Source organism: Serratia sp. GW822-FHT06E05, assembly GCF_058799445.1.
This window is the reverse complement of the sequence record NZ_JBXALM010000005.1, coordinates 21855-40379: the sequence shown is the minus strand read 5'-3', so window position 1 is coordinate 40379 and position 18525 is coordinate 21855. Positions and strand designations below refer to the sequence as shown.

19 protein-coding genes are annotated in these 18525 nt (G+C 56.2%); 12 read left to right on the top strand and 7 right to left on the bottom strand.

Going from position 1 to position 18525, the window contains the following annotated elements; genetic code table 11:
• The first annotated feature begins 22 nt into the window (after positions 1-22).
• On the top strand, positions 23-1063 hold the full coding sequence (locus AC1RKC_RS13740) for an alpha/beta hydrolase family protein (protein ID WP_493092610.1): 1041 nt from the start codon (positions 23-25) through the stop codon (positions 1061-1063).
• Here AC1RKC_RS13740 and AC1RKC_RS13735 read toward each other — a convergent pair.
• A complete protein-coding gene (locus AC1RKC_RS13735; protein ID WP_116691891.1) occupies positions 1023-1919 on the bottom strand; it encodes a LysR family transcriptional regulator in 897 nt (298 codons plus the stop codon). The two genes, AC1RKC_RS13740 and AC1RKC_RS13735, sit on opposite strands and share 41 nt — an antisense overlap.
• Before the next feature lie 106 nt (positions 1920-2025).
• Between AC1RKC_RS13735 and AC1RKC_RS13730 the strand changes: the two genes are divergently transcribed.
• Both AC1RKC_RS13730 and AC1RKC_RS13725 read left to right on the top strand, forming a co-directional pair.
• Positions 2026-3408, top strand: a complete 1383-nt coding sequence (locus AC1RKC_RS13730) for an MFS transporter (protein WP_493092609.1) — start codon at positions 2026-2028, stop codon at positions 3406-3408.
• Complete coding sequence (locus AC1RKC_RS13725; protein ID WP_048761063.1) at positions 3405-3785, top strand: cytoplasmic protein; 381 nt, start codon at positions 3405-3407, stop codon at positions 3783-3785. The genes AC1RKC_RS13730 and AC1RKC_RS13725 overlap by 4 nt, the downstream gene beginning before the upstream one ends.
• A 196-nt stretch (positions 3786-3981) precedes the next feature.
• Here the strand turns inward: AC1RKC_RS13725 and asr are convergent, their stop codons facing one another.
• The gene (asr, locus tag AC1RKC_RS13720) at positions 3982-4458 is read right to left on the bottom strand and encodes an acid resistance repetitive basic protein Asr (protein WP_493092608.1); all 477 of its coding nucleotides are present in this window, start codon (positions 4456-4458) and stop codon (positions 3982-3984) included.
• A gap of 231 nt (positions 4459-4689) precedes the next feature.
• On the opposite strand from asr, the gene AC1RKC_RS13715 reads away from it, so the two are divergent.
• Complete coding sequence (locus tag AC1RKC_RS13715; protein ID WP_020828296.1) at positions 4690-4998, top strand: ElaB/YgaM/YqjD family protein; 309 nt, start codon at positions 4690-4692, stop codon at positions 4996-4998.
• 66 nt (positions 4999-5064) lie between these two features.
• Here the strand turns inward: AC1RKC_RS13715 and pdxR are convergent, their stop codons facing one another.
• Positions 5065-6498 carry a MocR-like pyridoxine biosynthesis transcription factor PdxR gene (gene pdxR / locus AC1RKC_RS13710; protein WP_493092607.1) on the bottom strand — a complete coding sequence of 478 codons (1434 nt, stop codon included), beginning with the start codon at positions 6496-6498 and terminating at the stop codon, positions 5065-5067.
• A 96-nt stretch (positions 6499-6594) separates the two neighbouring features.
• Here pdxR and AC1RKC_RS13705 point away from each other — a divergent pair, with 96 nt between their 5' ends.
• The 5 genes from AC1RKC_RS13705 to nrdF all read left to right on the top strand — a co-directional run bounded on the left by AC1RKC_RS13705 (position 6595) and on the right by nrdF (position 11063).
• A complete protein-coding gene (locus tag AC1RKC_RS13705; RefSeq protein ID WP_020828298.1) occupies positions 6595-7026 on the top strand; it encodes a carboxymuconolactone decarboxylase family protein in 432 nt (143 codons plus the stop codon).
• A gap of 281 nt (positions 7027-7307) precedes the next feature.
• Positions 7308-7544, top strand: coding sequence for a glutaredoxin-like protein NrdH (gene nrdH / locus AC1RKC_RS13700; protein WP_020828299.1), 237 nt, complete (start codon positions 7308-7310; stop codon positions 7542-7544).
• A gap of 8 nt (positions 7545-7552) precedes the next feature.
• On the top strand, positions 7553-7957 hold the full coding sequence (gene nrdI, locus AC1RKC_RS13695; protein WP_020828300.1) for a class Ib ribonucleoside-diphosphate reductase assembly flavoprotein NrdI: 405 nt from the start codon (positions 7553-7555) through the stop codon (positions 7955-7957).
• Positions 7939-10083, top strand: a complete 2145-nt coding sequence (gene nrdE, locus AC1RKC_RS13690) for a class 1b ribonucleoside-diphosphate reductase subunit alpha (RefSeq protein WP_493092606.1) — start codon at positions 7939-7941, stop codon at positions 10081-10083. Before nrdI ends, nrdE begins: the two co-directional genes overlap by 19 nt.
• Positions 10084-10091: 8 nt before the next feature.
• Positions 10092-11063, top strand: a complete 972-nt coding sequence (nrdF, locus tag AC1RKC_RS13685; RefSeq protein ID WP_020828302.1) for a class 1b ribonucleoside-diphosphate reductase subunit beta — start codon at positions 10092-10094, stop codon at positions 11061-11063.
• Positions 11064-11139: 76 nt separating this feature from the next.
• Here nrdF and AC1RKC_RS13680 read toward each other — a convergent pair whose 3' ends face one another.
• Complete coding sequence (locus tag AC1RKC_RS13680; protein WP_020828303.1) at positions 11140-11352, bottom strand: DUF1289 domain-containing protein; 213 nt, start codon at positions 11350-11352, stop codon at positions 11140-11142.
• A gap of 73 nt (positions 11353-11425) precedes the next feature.
• Positions 11426-12166 carry an SDR family oxidoreductase gene (locus AC1RKC_RS13675; RefSeq protein WP_115058164.1) on the bottom strand — a complete coding sequence of 247 codons (741 nt, stop codon included), beginning with the start codon at positions 12164-12166 and terminating at the stop codon, positions 11426-11428.
• A gap of 123 nt (positions 12167-12289) precedes the next feature.
• Here AC1RKC_RS13675 and AC1RKC_RS13670 point away from each other — a divergent pair, with 123 nt between their 5' ends.
• Positions 12290-13183 carry a LysR family transcriptional regulator gene (locus AC1RKC_RS13670; RefSeq protein ID WP_493092605.1) on the top strand — a complete coding sequence of 298 codons (894 nt, stop codon included), beginning with the start codon at positions 12290-12292 and terminating at the stop codon, positions 13181-13183.
• 5 nt (positions 13184-13188) lie between these two features.
• Here AC1RKC_RS13670 and AC1RKC_RS13665 read toward each other — a convergent pair whose 3' ends face one another.
• A complete protein-coding gene (locus AC1RKC_RS13665) occupies positions 13189-14133 on the bottom strand; it encodes an MBL fold metallo-hydrolase (RefSeq protein WP_493092604.1) in 945 nt (314 codons plus the stop codon).
• 134 nt (positions 14134-14267) lie between these two features.
• Positions 14268-15623 carry a 2-hydroxycarboxylate transporter family protein gene (locus AC1RKC_RS13660; protein ID WP_020828307.1) on the bottom strand — a complete coding sequence of 452 codons (1356 nt, stop codon included), beginning with the start codon at positions 15621-15623 and terminating at the stop codon, positions 14268-14270.
• Between the two features lie 326 nt (positions 15624-15949).
• Between AC1RKC_RS13660 and AC1RKC_RS13655 the strand changes: the two genes are divergently transcribed.
• Positions 15950-17548, top strand: coding sequence for an ATP-binding protein (locus tag AC1RKC_RS13655; RefSeq protein WP_020828308.1), 1599 nt, complete (start codon positions 15950-15952; stop codon positions 17546-17548).
• A gap of 11 nt (positions 17549-17559) precedes the next feature.
• Positions 17560-18246, top strand: coding sequence for a response regulator (locus AC1RKC_RS13650; protein ID WP_493092646.1), 687 nt, complete (start codon positions 17560-17562; stop codon positions 18244-18246).
• Positions 18247-18525 lie beyond the last annotated feature (279 nt).

The window sequence follows — 18525 nt, the reverse complement described above, 5'->3', positions numbered from 1 at the left end:
CTCGATACCTTGAGGAGTGAAAATGAAAAGAACCTTGTTGTTATTGATGCTGTGGTGCGGTACTACGAGCGCGTCCCCCTATCAGGTCGCCACCCACGATGAAACCGTTCAGGCCGGCTCGCGTTCGTTAGTCAGCCGAATTTACTACCCCACCACCGAAACGGCTAAACCGCAGCTCATCGGTGCAAACCGGGTCTTTACCGGCATTGAGAGTCAACCGGACGCGCCGGCAGCAAGTGGGCATTTTCCGCTGATCGTAATCAGCCACGGCAGCGGCGGCAATAACGCCAGCCAGGCCTGGCTGGCGGCAGCGCTGACCCAACAAGGCGCGATCGTGGTGGCGGCCAACCACCCAGGCAGCACTACCGGTAACTCGGTTCCGGCTTTATCTGCCGAGCTGTGGTTACAAACCAGCGATATTTCCGCCTTGATTAGCGCCGTCACCACCGACCCTCGCTGGAAGCCGATGCTCAACCCTCAGGCGATTGGCGTTATCGGCCACTCCAAGGGCGGTTACAGCACCATTGCAGCTATCGGCGGTAAAGTCCGGCTGAGCGATTTCATCGATGGCTGCCGACAAGCACCGCAGTCCCCAAACTGTCAGTTTTATACACAAGCCAACGTCGCACTGACGAAGCTTTCCGCCAGGGCATTTAACGCCGACTACACCGACCCGCGCATTCGCTTTGCGGTGGCTCTAGATCCCGGCATGGTGCCCTACCTGCTGCCGACCAGCCTGCGTCGGCTCAGCGCACCGTTACTGATCGTCGAGCCACAGCACTTTTTGCCCGACGGCCAGGAACCCGGGCTTGGCGGTGCCACGCTGGCGGCGGATCACGGAAAGCAACCTATTCATGCACTGAGGCTATCCAGCGGCAATCATTTCGATTTCCTGCCGGTTTGTCAGCCCAAAGGCCGGCAAATCCTGGCGAGTGAAGAAGATGATGGGGCGGTGCTTTGCGCCTCTTCCAGCGAACAACGCGAAGCCGTACACCGGCAAACGCTGGCCGCCATCATGGCATTTATTCATCCGTGGCTACCCGCGCCCGCAGGAAATCGATAAACGCCCTCACCTTTTCCGGTACGTGGCGGGTGTTGGGGTATAGCGCATAAATACTCTGCGCAGGAAACTGATGGTCCGTGAGTAGCGGACACAGCTTGCCCTCGGCGAGGGCAGGCCGCACCAGCCATTCGGGCAACAGCGCCACCCCGGCACCGTGCAAAGCAAACGCCAACAGCGCCGCGGCACTGTCGCCCATCAACGTGGCGGCATCTTCCACTTTGAACAGCACCGCCTGGCGCTCAGGGGTAATGACCTGCCAACTCAGCGGCGAGCTGAGGCGACTGTGAGCAATCCACTGTGCCTGTGCCAGTTGGGCCAGAGACGCAATGGGATGGCGGGCCAGGTAGGCCGGCGAGGCGACCGGCACAATAGCAAAGCTGTCAAGCAGTGCCGCCCGCAGGCTGGAATCCGCCAGTTGCCCCAGCCGGATGGCCACGTCGAAACGCTCTGAAATCAAATCGGCATGATAGGAAGAGGAAACGTGCTGAATGCGCAGGCGCGGATGCAATTGGGAAAACGCCGCCAACGCCGGTACCACCACCTGAGCGCCATATTCCGGCGTAGTCGTGATGCGCAATACGCCGCTCAGTCCATGGTGATCCCGACGTACGTCATCCAAGAGGTTTTCCGCATCCTGCAACAACCGCAGACAACGTTGATAAAAACGTTCGCCGGCGTCGGTCAGTGCCAGCCGTCGGGTGCTGCGCACCAGCAGCGACACCCCCAGTTCGCTCTCCAGCTGTTTGACATTGAAGCTGACCACCGCCTTGGTTTGTCCCAACGCCACCGCAGCTGCGGTGAAACTGCCGGCGTCCACCACGGCCACGAATATAGCCAAACGCTGCAGGTTAAGCATGTTGTCGCCCCTTATTGTCAAAATAATTTTGACAGTGTAATCGCTCGTAGCCGATTTATCCGCACTTTCCCGCCCGTTACACTGCTGGCCTTCAACCGGAGGCACCATGCCCTATCGCATCAAAGTCGCAATCGTCTACCTGCTCGGATTTTTTGTCGATCTGATCAACATGTTTATCGCCAACGTCGCTTACCCCTCAATCGGCCATGCGCTGCAGGCTTCGGTCGGTGAATTGGCCTGGGTCAGTAACGGCTACATTCTCGGCCTGACGCTGGTGATCCCGCTCAGCGCCTGGTTAGCGCAGCGCATTGGCGGACGGCGGGTGTTTTTGCTGTCGTTAACCTTGTTTATGCTGGCAACGGCGGCGGCGGGCTATGCCGATTCCATCGGCGAACTGGTTGGCTGGAGAGTGCTGCAGGGCATGGGCGGCGGGTTGCTGATCCCGATCGGCCAAACGCTGACCTACCAACTGTACCGTAGCCATGAGCGCGCGGGGCTTTCCGCCGCCATTATGCTGGTAGGCCTGCTGGCCCCGGCACTGTCACCGGCATTGGGGGGGCTTATTGTCGACCGGCTCGACTGGCGCTGGGTGTTCTTTGCCAACCTGCCGCTCGCCGCGCTGGCGCTGCTGTTGGCCGCACTCTGGCTACGCCCTCAGGCACCCAATCCGCAACGGCGACCGCTCGAGATCAAGGGGTTGCTTAGCGCCTGTACGGCCCTGACGCTGATCTTACTGGGCCTCACCCGACTGGGGGAAAGCGGGGGCCTTGCGCAAGGCGCGTTACTGCTGGCCGCAGGAGCGATCGCCTTGACCTATTTCCTGCGCCGTAGCCTGCGCATTACCCACCCTTTGCTGAATCTGCGCCTGGTTCAGGATCCGCTGTTGCGCACGTCGATGATGATTTATCAGTGCATCCCCGGCCTGTTTATCGGCGTCAGCCTGATCGCCATGCTGTATTTGCAAAATCAGTTGGGCATGCGTGCCGCGCAGGTCGGTAGCCTGATGCTGCCCTGGTCGCTGGCCTCGTTCCTGGCCATCACGTTGACCGGCAGAAAATTTAACCATTTTGGCCCGAAACCGCTGTTTATCTTCGGCTGTCTGCTGCAAGGGTTGGGCATTTTGGCGCTGTCGCAGATTGCGCACGCAGGGAATTACGGATTGCAGGTTGCGGCCTTCGCCCTGATGGGCTTTGGCGGCAGCCTGTGCAGCAGCACCGCGCAGAGCAGCGCATTTTTGCATATTGCCGATGAGCAATTGGCCGACGCCAGTGCGCTGTGGAATATCAACCGACAGCTCAGCTTCTGCCTGGGTGTCGCCCTGCTCAGCTTGTTACTCAACCTGCTGCTGGAACATTTTACCCCCACCGTCGCCTACAAAAGTTGTTTTTACCTGGCCGCCGCCAGCACGCTGATCCCCATGCTGCTGTGCCTGCGCATCGCAAACCGCGCCATAGTGCGCCGTCTCAATACTCAACAGGAACACCAATGAACCAATATTTTACCGAAGTGATCGACGCACACGTCGCCATTGAAAACTGGCTGGAAAAAGGGGCCGGAGATGAACAGGGGCTGTTGGCACGTTTTGATCCCGCCTTCAGCATGATCGCGCTGAACGGCAGCCGACTGGATTTTGCCGCACTGAGCGCTTTTTTCCGTGCGCATCGGGCCGCCAAACCGGGGTTGGCAATCAGCATAGAAGAGATGACGTTGGTGGCCGAATGGCCGACGGGGGCTGTGGTCAGCTATCGCGAGAAACAGAGGCTGCCTGGACAGGCGGCGACGCTGCGCAACTCCACCGTGGTGTTTGAACAAACCGAAACCGGGCTGGGCTGGCGACACCTGCATGAAACGCCCATCGCGCAGTAATCAGAGAAAACCGTCGGCCAGAAACAGTTCCCAGGCCACGATCAGCCCACACAGGGTGACGGCGCTGAAAATCACTTCGAACAGATAGCGATTGATCATCATGAGCTAGCCCTCAAAAGAAGACACCCGGCCAAGCCGGGTGTCTCAATAACGTCGGGATGATGCGGCCCCCTCAGGCACCGCATTCCTCACTCAATTAAGCGGCTGGAGTTGCTGCTTTTTTGGTGGCTTTGTGGTGTTTTTTAGCGGCCTGAGCTTTCTGCACTGGCGCTTTTTTGTGGTGTTTTTTAGCAGCCTGGGCTTTTTGAGCTGGCGCTTTTTTGCTTACTTTGTGGTGAGTTTTAGCAGCCTGAGCTTTCTGTGCTGGGGCTTTTTTGCTTACTTTTTGGTGCTTTTTAGCGGCCTGAGCTTTTTGAGCTGGGGCTTTCTTGGTGGCTTTGTGGTGCTTTTTAGCCGCCTGGGCTTTCTGAGCTGGGGCTTTCTTGGCCGCTTTGTGGTGCGCTTTCTTATGATGAGTGGCTTTAGCAGGAACCTTCTCAGCAGCAGCTGGCGCAGCGGTAGGGGTGGTTGCAGCCGGAGCAGCCGTTGCCGGAGCTGCAGCAGTATCAGCAGCGAAAGCAACAGAAGACAGACCCATGGTGGCAGCAACGATCAGGGCTAATACTTTTTTCATCTTTAATTCCTCAGAGTGTTTTTTCAGTAAGCCCCGTTGGGCCGTTGAAGCAGATACTAGAGGAATCGATGAGCCGCTTCCGTGAGTGATTGGTTTCGCCGAGTAACCAAATGTACAACACAGACAGGCATCGCCGGTGACGTTATCCCACCAGGTATTTTACCGTGATCGCCGGCACATTTTGAGAAATGGTCTACACTTAAGAGACATGTGTCAAAAACGGAGAGTCGAATGTTTAAGAAATCAGAAAAAGTAGAACGCGACATTGATCAGGACGTCACTCTTTTGGCTGATACATTGGATGAGGTGCTACGTGCATCCGGTGACAAAACCAAAGAGGAACTGAAAGAGCTGCACAGCAAAGCCAAAGGCGTGTTACGCGACGCCCGTGCTCGCTTCAATGGTTCCAGCAATCTGACACAGCACGCCCGCGATGCCGTCGAACAAGCCGACAGCTACGTGCGCGACAAACCTTGGCAGGGCGTAGGGATCGGGGCCGCGGTTGGCATCGTCCTCGGCGTTCTGCTGGCCCGGCGTTAACACCCCTTGCAGTCATAAAGATAAAACAACAGATGTGCGTCTGGCCCGTGGGAAACCGCGGGCCGTTTAATTTGTGGCGTCAAACAACTCGGCTAGCCTGGCCACTGCCCGCTCAGCCTCGCTCTGCTGGGTAAAGTTGGCAAACCCCATCAGCAGGCCATCTCCCGCCGCACTGGCTATGTGCCAATCCGAAAGTGCCTGTATCGACAACCCGCGTTGCCAGGCCTCTTGCGCGATCCTCCGATCCAAGCCTTTTGCCGTCAATCGTGCCAGTAATTGAATGCCCCCGGCCTGCGACGATACCGTCAAATACTCCCCCAGCTGTCGTGCAAGCGCCTGCGCCAGCCATTCACGGCGCTGGCGATAGAGAGGCCGCATACGTTTCAGATGGCGATAGAAATGCCCCTGATGGATAAAATCAGCCACGCTAGCCTGCATCAGTGGCGGGCAGCCGCAACCGCGTAACCGGCTGCTGCGTCCAAAAGCGTCCACCTGTTCAAGCGGCACGACCAAATAAGCCATACGCAGTGCCGGAAACAAGGTTTTACTGAAAGTCCCGGCGTACAGCACCCTGCCCTGACGATCGAGACTTTTCAACGGCGGCAGCGGCCGACCATGATAACGAACCTCGCTGTCGTAATCGTCTTCAAGGATCCATGCCCCCTGCTGCTGTGCCCACTCCAGTAAGGCCATGCGCCGCGCCAGGCTAAGCGAGACGCCCAGGGGACTCTGGTGGGTCGGCGTCAGCACCGCCATGCGTGCTCGGGGTGCAGCGGCAACACCGACGGCGATATTCATCCCCTGCTCATCAACCGGCACGGCCACCGGCTGCATGCCGGCGGCGCGAAATAGCGGTAGGGTCACCGGGTAGCCAGGGTCTTCCAGCCACACCTCGTCACCGGTCTTGAGTAAAGTGCCGATCACCAAATCCAGCAATGCCTGATAGCCGGCACAAATAAAAACCTGTTCCGGTCGACAATTGATACCACGCGAAAGCTGCAAATAATTCACGATCGCCGCGCGCAACTCTGGCAACCCTTGAGTTGACGGATGAGCCATGGCCGCCAAAGGAGCAGTACGCAATTGGCGACCGACAATCCGCTGCCATAGTGCGCGCGGGAAAGCATCCAGCGCCGGCAGCCCCAATTGAAAAGGCTGCGTTGCCCCACTCGGATGCAATGGATTCGCCGCCACCGCCGGCAACACTTCCGTCGTCAATGCTGCGCGTACCGGCAGATTCTGCAGCTGCGGCGAAACATAAGTGCCAGCCTGTCCCCGGCTTTGCAGAAAACCTTCGGCGATAAGTTGGCCGTAAGCGCTTTCCACCGTGGCCCGCGCCACTCCCAGATCGCTCGCCAGCCCACGCACCGAAGGCAGCCGACTGCCCGCCTGCAGACTTCCTTGCGCAATGGCGTCTTTAATCCGCAGATAAATCTGCCGGTACAAAGGATCTGCGAGCTGAGCATCCAGCCGTAAAGAGGAGAGAAACGGACGCATCATGGCCTGGTTAAATAATCATTTTATGGCTCTATAGCATAGTCCATATCGCCTTTAAAGTAGCCTCATTATTCTGCTGTTCGCTAACTGAGGTTGACCATGATTAAGCAACGTTTGAAATATTCCGAACTCTCTCCTGCCCCTTACAAAGGCATGGTGACCGCCCTGATGGCACTGGAGAAAGGCGCGCTGGACAAGGCGACAATTGAGCTGATGTTTATGCGCGTATCGCAGATTAACGGCTGTGCCTACTGCCTGGATATGCATGGTAAAGCACTGAGAGAAAGTGGCGTTGACAACGCCAAGCTGGACCAACTGGCGGGCTGGCGCGTGAGTCATGCGTTCAGCGACCGCGAGCGCGCGGCGCTTGAGTGGGCAGACTCCGTGACCCTGATCGCCGCAACTGGCGCACCGGACAGCGCGTTTGAAGCGCTGCAGACGCACTTTAGCGAGGCGGAGATTGCCGATTTAACCTTCGCCATCAGCATCATGAACGCCTTTAACCGCCTGGCCATCAGCATGCGTCAATGACGAAACCGCACTTATCCCCCTCTCGCCCGAGAGGGGTTTCCCGCCAACAACCGCCAAAAAAAATTTTTCCCTCTGCTTTTCCAGCCCTGATGCGGCCTCAACGTGAATCCTGCCAAAACACCATATATAGCGTGGTTGATAAATTAAATATCCACATATAGTATTTAACCCATCAACCGCAGGGAACATGTAGCGGTTGGTAACGCCGTCAGAAACGCCGTTCAATGCTCCGTTATCTGACCTGTCCGCCTTTCCTTCAGCCTAAAAGGTAAATGCGAATCATGAGCATTATTATTTACAGTAAACCGGACTGTGTCCAGTGCAACGCCACCTATCGCGCATTCGATAAACAAGGGATTGGTTATCAGGTGATCGACCTCACCCAGGATCAGCAGGCGCTGAACCATGTTAAATCCCTTGGCTATCAGCAAGTTCCGGTGATTATCGCCGGTGAAGATCACTGGTCTGGCTTCCGGCCGGACAAAATCGGCGCGCTGGCCCACGCCCTGGCGTCCTGAGGTTGCCCATGAACCCGCTGGTCTATTTCTCCAGCAGTTCGGAGAACACCCACAGGTTCGTTGAAAAACTGGGATTGCCGGCGATACGTATCCCTATCGCCGGCGCCCGCAGCAAACTGCTGATGGATAAACCCTATATTTTGATCGTGCCCAGCTATGGCGGCGGCAGCGCCGTAGGAGCCGTGCCGATCCAGGTGATCCGCTTTCTCAACGATCCACAAAATCGCGCTTTCCTGCGCGGCGTTATCGCCGCCGGGAATACCAATTTCGGCGCAGCGTACGGCATTGCCGGCGACATCATCGCCAAAAAATGTCAGGTGCCTTTTCTTTACCGCTTTGAGCTGCTCGGCACCACACAAGACGTTGCAAACGTTCGACAGGGAGTAACCGCATTTTGGCAACGACAGAACTGACCCGGCCCGCCGCAAGCGCGCTGGATTACCATTCGCTCAACGCGATGCTCAATCTTTATGATGCCGAAGGCCGTATCCAGTTTGACAAGGATCGGTTAGCAGCGCGGCACTACTTCCTGCAGCACGTGAATCAAAACACCGTGTTCTTCCATAACCTGGAGGAGAAGCTGCGCTATCTGGTGGAGGAAGGTTATTATGAACAGAGCGTGTTGGCGCAGTACGAGTTCGCCTTTATCAAACAGCTTTTCCAACAGGCCTATGCGAAAAAATTCCGCTTTGAGACCTTCCTCGGCGCCTTTAAGTATTACACCAGCTACACGCTGAAAACCTTCGACGGTAAGCGCTACCTGGAACGCTACGAAGACCGGGTGTGCATGGTCGCCTTAACGCTGGCGGCAGGTGATACCGCGTTGGCACAAGATTTGGTGGAGGAGATGATCTCGGGCCGCTTCCAGCCGGCGACGCCCACTTTCCTCAACTGCGGTAAGCAGCAGCGCGGCGAACTGGTGTCCTGTTTTCTGTTACGTATCGAAGACAATATGGAGTCCATCGGTCGGGCGGTGAACTCTGCGCTGCAACTGTCAAAACGCGGCGGCGGCGTGGCGTTCTTACTGACCAATATTCGCGAGGTCGGTGCCCCGATCAAACGCATAGAGAACCAGTCTTCAGGGGTGATCCCTATCATGAAGATGCTTGAAGATGCCTTCTCTTACGCCAACCAACTGGGCGCGCGTCAGGGTGCCGGTGCGGTCTATCTCAACGCTCATCATCCGGATATTCTGCGTTTCCTCGACACCAAGCGTGAAAATGCCGACGAGAAAATCCGCATCAAGACGCTGTCGCTGGGGGTGGTGATCCCGGATATCACTTTCGAACTGGCGAAGAATAACGAAGAGATGTACCTGTTCTCGCCCTATGACGTCGAGCAAGTGTATGGCGTGCCGTTCTCGGAAATCAGCGTCAGCGAGAAGTACCGCGAAATGGTGGATGACAAGCGCATCCGCAAATCACGCATCAATGCGCGTGAATTCTTCCAGGTACTGGCGGAGATCCAGTTTGAATCCGGTTATCCGTACATGATGTTTGAAGATACGGTCAATCGTGAAAACCCGATCGCCGGGCGCATCAACATGAGCAACCTGTGCTCCGAGATTTTGCAGGTTAACCGCGCCAGCACCTATCACGATGACTTGAGCTACGACCAGGTAGGCAAGGATATTTCCTGCAACCTCGGTTCGCTCAACATCGCCAAAACCATGGATGCCCCCGACTTTGGCAAAGCGGTCGACACCGCGATCCGTGCGCTGACGGCGGTGGCGGACATGAGCGACATTCGCTCGGTGCCGTCGATTGCCGAAGGCAACCGCAGTTCGCATGCCATTGGCCTCGGCCAGATGAACCTGCACGGCTACCTGGCTCGCGAACGCATCTTCTACGGCTCAGAAGAAGGGATTGATTTCACCAACATCTATTTCTATACCGTCGCTTACCACGCCATTCGCGCCTCTAACCGGTTGGCCATCGAGCGCGGTAGCGCATTCGGCGGCTTCGAAGAGTCGACCTATGCTTCAGGTGAATACTTCAGCAAATACACCGAACGGGAATGGCAGCCGCAAACCGAACGGGTTCGCGCGCTGTTCGCCGACGCCAATATCGCCATCCCTGGCCGCGAAGAGTGGCTGGCGCTGCGCCAGTCGGTGATGATGCACGGCTTGTACAACCAGAACCTGCAGGCGGTACCGCCCACCGGTTCCATCTCCTACATCAATAACTCGACCTCCAGCATCCATCCGATCGTGTCACGCATCGAGATCCGCAAAGAGGGAAAAATTGGTCGCGTCTATTACCCGACGCCCTATATGACCAACGACAACCTGGAGTACTACCAGGATGCCTACGACATAGGGCCGGAAAAAATTATCGATACCTATGCCGCCGCCACTCAGCACGTCGATCAGGGGCTGTCGCTGACGCTGTTTTTCCGCGATACCGCCAGCACCCGCGACATCAACCGCGCGCAAATTTATGCCTGGCGTAAAGGCATCAAAACCATCTATTACATCCGCCTGCGCCAGATGGCGTTGGAAGGCACCGAGGTGCAGGGCTGCGTGTCCTGCGCACTGTGAGGCAATCTATGAATACCCCTAAACCGGCGCAGTTGGTGCGCGCGATCAACTGGAACATCATCGAAGACGACAAGGATCTGGAGGTGTGGAACCGCCTGACCTCCAACTTCTGGCTACCGGAGAAGGTGCCGCTGTCGAACGACATTCCGTCGTGGGCAACGTTGACGCCAAAAGAACAGCAGTTGACCATTCGGGTATTCACCGGCCTGACGCTGCTGGACACCATTCAAAATACCGTGGGCGCGCCGGCGCTGATCGAAGATGCGATTACGCCGCATGAGGAGGCGGTGTACTCCAACATCAGCTTTATGGAGGCGGTGCATGCTCGTTCGTACAGCTCAATTTTCTCTACGCTGTGCCAGACACCGGACGTCGACGATGCCTACCGCTGGAGCGAAGAAAACCGCGCGCTGCAGAAAAAAGCCAGCATCATTCTGGCCCACTACCGCAGCGACGATCCGCTGATGAAGAAGGTCGCCAGCGTATTCCTGGAGTCGTTCCTGTTCTATTCGGGCTTTTATCTGCCAATGTACTGGTCGAGCCGCGCCAAGTTGACCAACACCGCCGATTTGATCCGTCTGATCATCCGCGATGAGGCGGTGCACGGTTATTACATCGGTTATAAATTCCAAAAAGGATTGGAGAAGGTCGACGCGGCGCGGCGCCAACAGGTGAAAAATTTCGCCTTCGATCTGATGCAGGATTTGTACGATAACGAGGTGCGTTACACCGAAGAGCTGTACGACGGTGTAGGCTGGACTGAGGACGTGAAAACCTTCCTGCACTATAACGCCAACAAGGCGTTGATGAATCTGGGATACGAAGCGCTGTTCCCGCCGTCGATGGCGCAGGTCAATCCGGCCATTCTGTCGGCGCTGTCGCCAAACGCCGACGAGAACCACGACTTCTTCTCCGGCTCAGGCTCGTCTTACGTGATTGGTAAAGCGGTCAACACTGAAGATGACGACTGGGATTTCTGAGTGAAATCGCGGGGGCGAATCACTTCGCTCTAAACCATAACCGCTGAACGGGCGCAGGCTACCGCGCCCCTACAGTTTAGATATTTCCGGTACGCTGTCGGATGCGCTGCCAAATGGCCCGCTTTTCCTCGTCATCGGCACTCGACCAGGCGGCGATTTCCTCCAACGTGCGCCAACAGCCCCGGCACCACGCGTTTTCGGTGTCGATCTGGCAAACATTATTGCAGGGTGAACGCACGCCATCGTCAATCTGACTGCCGGTTTTTCTTCTTCTGCTGCGGCCTACCATAAGGCGCTTCCTCCGGTGGATTTCTCGCGACAGGATACCCGATCCTGCCGCGAGAGAAACCGCCCCGGTAAAATCAGATAATGCCGCCGTTGGCCCGCAGGGTTTGGCCGTTGATCCAGGCACCGTCTGCACCGGCCAGGAATGACACCGCCGCGGCGATATCCTGCGGCTGACCCAGACGCTCCAATGGAGCCATTTTCGCCAGCCGGTCGATCAGCTCCGGCGTTTTACCGTCCAGGAACAGCCCGGTGGCGGTCGGGCCCGGCGCGATAGCGTTGACGGTAATATTGCGCCCCCGCAGCTCTTTCGCCAGCACGCTGGTCAGCGCTTCGACGGCAGCCTTGCTGGCGGCATACATGCCGTAGCTCGGCTGCAGCAGCCCGACCACGCTGGATGAAAAGTTGATGATGCGCCCGTTGTCGCGCAGGCGTTTCGCCGCCTCTCGCAGTGTGTTGAAGGTCCCCTTCAGGTTAATGTCGATCAGCCGATCGACATCGGCATCGCTCATTTCTGCGACCGGAGCCAGCGCAATCACCCCGGCGTTATTCACCAGGATATCCACGCCGCCGAAAGCCTGCTCGGCACGGTCAAACAGCTGGGCAACGGCGGCGGCGTCGCTGACGTCCGCCCTGGCGCTCAGCGCCCGCCCCCCGCTTTGTTCAATTTTGCGCACCAGCTCATCGGCCAATGCCTGATTGCCTGAATAGTTGACGATCACGGTAAAACCGTCGGCAGCCAGGCGTTCGGCAATGGCCGCGCCTATACCGCGCGATGCGCCGGTGACAATGGCAACTTGCTGAGTCTTGGTGTTCATGCTCTCTATCCTCGTCGGCTATGCGCCGGCGACTTACCGGCGTGACAACATCATGCACCTTTCGCCTTGGCGAATAATCCCCTACTCTTCGTTATCACTATCCGAATTTAGCGAACAATAACCATGGACAGAATCGATGCCATGCGCTTGTTTACCCGCGTGGTGGAACAACGCAGCTTTACCCAGGCCGCACAGGATCTGAACCTGCCGCGATCGACGGTGACCGATGCCATCAAGCAACTGGAAGCTCGGCTGCAGGTGCGGTTGTTGCAACGCACCACCCGTCACGTCAGTCCAACCCTGGATGGCGAAGCTTACTATCAACGCTGCCTGACCATTCTGGCGGATATCGAAGATGCCGAGATGGCGTTTGCCGGTGCCAAACCGCGTGGGCTGCTGCGCATCGACGTGCACGGCACGTTGGCACGGCACTTTTTGCTGCCGGAACTTCCCGACTTTTTGACGCAATATCCGGATATCGAACTTTTTATGAGCGAGGGCGATCGGCTGGTAGATCCGGTGCGGGAAGGTATCGACTGCGTGGTGCGGGTCGGCAAACTGAAAGACAGCGATATGGTGGCGCGTCGGTTAGGCGAGCTTGAAGAGGTTACCTGCGCCGCCCCGGACTACCTGCAACGTTTTGGCACGCCGCATTCCATCAGCGAACTTGAAGGCCACCGCATGGTGGGCTTCCGTTCCTCGGCCAGCGGCACCCTGATGCCGCTGGAATTTAAGGTGGCCGGCCAGGCGCGGCAGGTGACATTGCCTTGCACGGTGTCGGTCAGCGCGGCGGAAAGCCTGGTTGCTGCGGCGCGCATGGGGCTGGGGATCATTCAGGTGCCGCGTTATCACCTGCGCGACAGCCTGGACAACGGCAGCTTGCTGCCCCTGCTGCCGCAATTCCCCTCCACTCCGATGCCGGTCTCCTTGCTCTACCTGCGCAACCGCCAACTTTCACCGCGGGTTCGGGTTTTCATCGACTGGTTCAGCAAAGTGTTCGCCACCCGTAACCGATAAATGCCTTACATGGCGCCATATTCCAGTGGCACCCAGTCGTAACCTTCCCCCTGTTTATTCAGGTAACCCAGCCCGGGGAATGACAGATGCGGTCCGCCCACCAGCACACTGCGTTGAGCGCTATCACCAAACACCCGCAGCCGCTGGGCTACTGCCGCTTTGGCATCTTTATCAAAACTTATCGCGACACGTGGATGGGTGAACTGCACCGCCGCCACGTGGATCAAATCCCCCAGCAGCAGCAATTTTTTACCCTGGCTTTCCACCAGATAGATGCTGTGGCCTGGCGTATGCCCATGGGCGGCAAACGCACTGATCCCCGGCGACAGCTCACCATCATTACTGAACGTTTTAAAATGTCCGGCGGCCTGATAAGGCTTGAGCGCGGCGATAACATTCTCGAACGAGGCTTTCTCCTTCGGCGGCGCCTGTTTCAACCGACTCTCGCTAAGCCAAAAATCCGCATCCTGCTGCCCGGCACGCACCACTGCATTTGGAAAAGCAGCTTTACCGTTTTGCGTCAAACCGCCGAGATGATCCGGGTGCATATGCGTCAGGTAAATTTCATCCACCTGCTGTGGCTGATAGCCGGCAGCCTTGAGGTTTACGACCAGTTTGCCCAACCCGTCCCCCAGCAGCGAACCCGCACCGGTATCAACCAGGATCAGCTTGCTGCCGGTATTGATCAGGTAAGCATTAACAGAGGTGACGACCGGCAGGCCCTGATGGTGCTCGGCCAGAGCGGTCTCTATCAGCTTTGGCGAACTGTTCAGCAGCAGTCTGTCAACCGGCAAGCGGAGTACGCCATCAGACAAGGCTGTGACTTCATAGCTGCCCAGCATGATGCGATAAAAACCCGGCGCGGGGGTTTTCACCTGCGGCGCGGCGGCCAGGGTTTGCAGCGACATAACGGCCAGCGCCGCCCCCAGCAGGTAACGTTTCCAGAACATGGTGACTCCTTGTTGTCGTTTGAGCGCTAAGTATTAACCCAAAGCGGAAATGACGCCTGCCGGAGGCAAAAAATGAATAAAAAAATCCCCGCGGGGGCGGGGAAAGGCAAAGAAACACTAAGGATTTTTTTGAGTTATACGAAGAATTTGGCCAGTACCAGCAAAGAGAGCGAGACATTGATCGCGCCGCCGATACGGGTAGCTATCTGCGCAAAAGGCATCAGCGACATACGGTTGCCGGCGGTGAGGATGGCAACATCGCCAGTGCCCCCCTGCCCACTCTGGCAGCAGGAGACAATCGCCACATCGATCGGATGCATGCCAATTTTCTTGCCGACGAAGAAGCCGGTCGCCACCAGTGCAGACACGGTGCTGACGATCACCACCAGATTTTGGAAGGTGAAGGCGTTAACCAGTTCCTGCCACGGAGTGATCGCTACGCCGACGGCGAACAGAATCGGGTAGGTGACCGCAGTACGGAAGAATTTATAGACCACCTGCGAACCTTCCTGAATGCGTGGGGACACGCCATGTGCCAGCTTCACCGCCACCGCGGCGAACAGCATGCCAACCGGTGCCGGCAGGCCAATCATGCGGTGCAGCAACATCCCTACCATGTACAGCAGGATAGCCAGCAGCGCACCGCAGGCAATGGTGCTGACATCCACCTTACCGCTGATTTTTTCCACCGCGCTCATCTCGCTTTCGCCCTGCTTGCTCGGCATCAGGCTGCCTTCGCCGGTCAGGTGCGGGTAACGTTTACCCAGTTGGTTAAGCAAGCCGGCCAGAACAATGGCGGTCAGGCTGCCAAGCATGACGATAGGCAGAATGCGCCCCAAGGCTACCCCCTGCTCCATATGCAGAATCGCCGCATACCCCATCGACAGCGGGATCGCGCCTTCACCGACGCCACCGGCCATGATCGGCAAAATCAGGAAGAAGAAGATTTGGAACGGCTCCAGCCCCAACGCCATGCCCACCGCCATTCCTACCAGCATGCCGACAATCTCACCGCACAGCATCGGCGCGAAAATGCGCAGAAAGCCCTGGATCAGCACCTGACGGTTCATGCTCATAATGCTGCCAACGATAATGCAGCAGATGTAGAGATACAGAATATTGGTCGATTTATAGAATTTGGTGGTCGATTCCACCACCACGTCCGGCAGCAAGCCGTAATGCACCAACGCAGAAGGAATAAAGGTGGCGCAGATCGCCGCGGCCCCCATTTTGCCGATCAGCGGCAGGCGTTTGCCAAACTCGCCGCAGGCAAAACCAAAGAACGCCAATGTGGCAACCATGACCACGATATCGCTTGGTAATTTCCCTTCCAGGCAATCCAATAAAATAAGTACGCCGGCCAGAACAAAGAACGGCAACGGAATAATTCCTACTTTGTAATTGTCCAGTATATGCCACCATTTTTCCCGCAGCGGTATTTCAGCGGTTTTGTCTTTGGCGGCGAGGAAAGAATCATCTGTTGTGCTCATAATCTGGCCTCTTATTAGTTTGTTCAGCCATCATAGAGAAACGCACGGATTATCTGCTGTGATTTTGTTCAAAGTTAAAAAGGGTTTTTAATGGTGGTTATGGTTTCTATGGTGTTAATTAGGATTATGTAAAATTTGCCGTGGTTTTAATGGTGTTAACGTTATTTTTACTTTAAGAATTATCAGTTTTATTGCAGCTGCTGCATTAACCACCCAGACAAGAATAATCCCGTGGCTGCGATCACAAGTTGATCCGGCGCAATATTACATTAACGGCCACTCATGATAGGGTAAGCCTTCAGGATTTATCAGGGCGAACCCCGGTCATGCGTATAAAACTCTCATTTCAAATCAAGCTATTCCTGTGCCTGGTTGCCTTCTCCTGCCTGCTGTTGACGTTTATTGGTGCTTACACCTACTACCAGCTCGATGCGCAACTGCACCGCGACCTCGGTGCACGAGCGCAGGTGCAGGCCCGAGAGATTGCCCTGATCCCTTCCCTGATCACCGCAGTGGAAAAAAAAGACCCGGTTAAAATTGCAGCGCTAATGAAGAAAATTCGCGCCAGCAGCGATGCCAGCTATATCGTTATCGGCGATAAGCAAACCCGGCATCTTTATCACTCTGAATATGCCAACCGTATCGGCACGCCGATGGTCGGCGGCGATAATAAAGAGGTTCTCGAAGGCAAAAGCATTATTTCCATTCGCAAAGGCGGCATCGGCATTTCATTGCGCAGTAAAGCGCCCATTTTGGACGAAAATAATAACGTCATCGGCATTGTTTCGGTGGGTTATCTCAAATCACATATCGACAATTTAAATTCCAGAACTCTGACGCAAATTCTTGGGTCGATAGTGCTTTTATTAATCGCGCTGTTCGTATTTTCGTGGCTGTTATCGAAGAATTTAAAACGCCAAATGTTCTGGCTGGAACCGAAAGAAATTGCCCTGTTGGTACGCCAACAGAAAGCGTTGCTGGAAGCAATCTATGAAGGGGTGATTGCCGTCGATCCTCAGTTGCGGATCATCACCATTAACCACGCGGCCCGCGAACTGCTGGATCTGCGTCAGCCCGCCGCCGCCCTGATGGGCAGAGAAATCGGTGAGGTGATCCAATCCCAGCCGGATTTCTTCGGCGCCTCACAGTTAGGGCATGATACCCATGACGAGGTCTGTCGCTTCAACCATGTCCGGGTTATCGCCAGCCGGGTACGCATCATGCAGGAAGAAGAGCTGCAGGGCTGGGTGATCAGCTTCCGCGACAAAAACGACATCAACACCCTGAGCAGCCAGCTTAGCCAGGTGAAGCGCTATGCTGACAACCTGCGCATCATGCGCCACGAACAGCTGAACTGGACCGCCACCCTCGCCGGCCTGCTGCATATGCAACGCTACGACGAGGCCATCCGTTATGTGGAGGCGCAATCTGAAGGTGCGCAGGAGATCCTCGACTTTATCTCACAGCGTTTCAGTTCGGCGGCATTATGCGGCCTGCTGCTGGGCAAATACTCCAGCGCGAAGGAAAAAGGCGTGGAGCTTCGCTTCGACCCGGCCTGCCAGCTGCGGCAGATCCCGGCGGCATTGAATGAAACCGAATTGATGTCGATCATCGGCAATTTGCTGGATAATGCGGTAGACGCTACGCTGCATTACGGCGCGCCCTATGAGGCGGTAGAACTTTATATCAGCGACAGCAGCAATGAACTGGTGATTGAAGTGGCCGATCGCGGCACCGGTATTGCCCCTGAGGTGCGCGATACGCTGTTCGAACAGGGCGTCACCACCAAAGATGACAAGGGTGACCACGGCATCGGCCTGCACCTGGTTGCCAGCCACGTGGCGCAGGCGCACGGCAGCATAGAAGTGTCGGACAACGATCCGCACGGCGCTATTTTTTCTTTGTTTATCCCTAAACAATCTTGAGCACCCGAATGATGCAACCAGAAGCACTGGACGTTTTGATCGTGGAAGATGAGCCACAGCTGGCGACGCTGCACGCGGAATTTATTGAGCAGAACTTTGCTCTGCGGGTGGTGGCTTATGCCGCCACGCTGGCCGAGGCCAGAGTCAAAGTCAATGCCCACCAGCCACGGCTGATCCTGCTGGACAATTTTTTGCCTGACGGCCAGGGCATTGAACTGATGGAAGAAGCGGCGGTGAAAAACCCCGGCTGTTCAGTGATTTTTATTACCGCCGCCAGCGACATGAATACCTGCAGCCAGGCGATCCGCAATGGCGCCTTCGATTACATCATTAAACCGGTCTCCTACAAGCGGCTGCGCAACTCACTGGAGCGCTTTATGCAGTTTGTGCAAACCCAGCGCACCTTCAAGGTAATCGACCAAAGCAACGTCGACGCGCTGTATAACCTGCAATCCAAGCAGTTCTCCAGCGAACCCACCGCCAAAGGCATAGAAACCAACACGCTGGAGCTGGTGCAGGCGCTGTTTATCAAGCAACCGGAAGCTGCGCATGCGGTAGAAGACGTGGTCGAACAGGTCGGGATCAGCAAAACCACGGCCCGACGTTATCTGGAATACTGCGTCGCCACCCAGTTTGTGCGCGTTGAAATGATGTACGGCAATATTGGTCATCCGCGGCGTCTGTATCGCAAGGCATAAGCTGCCATCTGGCTGTCATATTTAAGGGGTAATATAACTTCGGCGATATCCCCTCGATATCGGCACCTGTCGTTGAAAATTGATGAAATACTGATGACTTTTACCCGGCCTCTGGTCGGGTTTTTTATTGTCCGAAAACAGGCTTTGGCAGGCAAATAACAGCAATAATCCGAGCGGATTATTCTTACTTAAAACCAACCGTTTATCGGAAATATCAGCCACTGATAATTGAGCACTCACCTCATTACCATAACTAATCGAAAACTTGATGTAAATCGT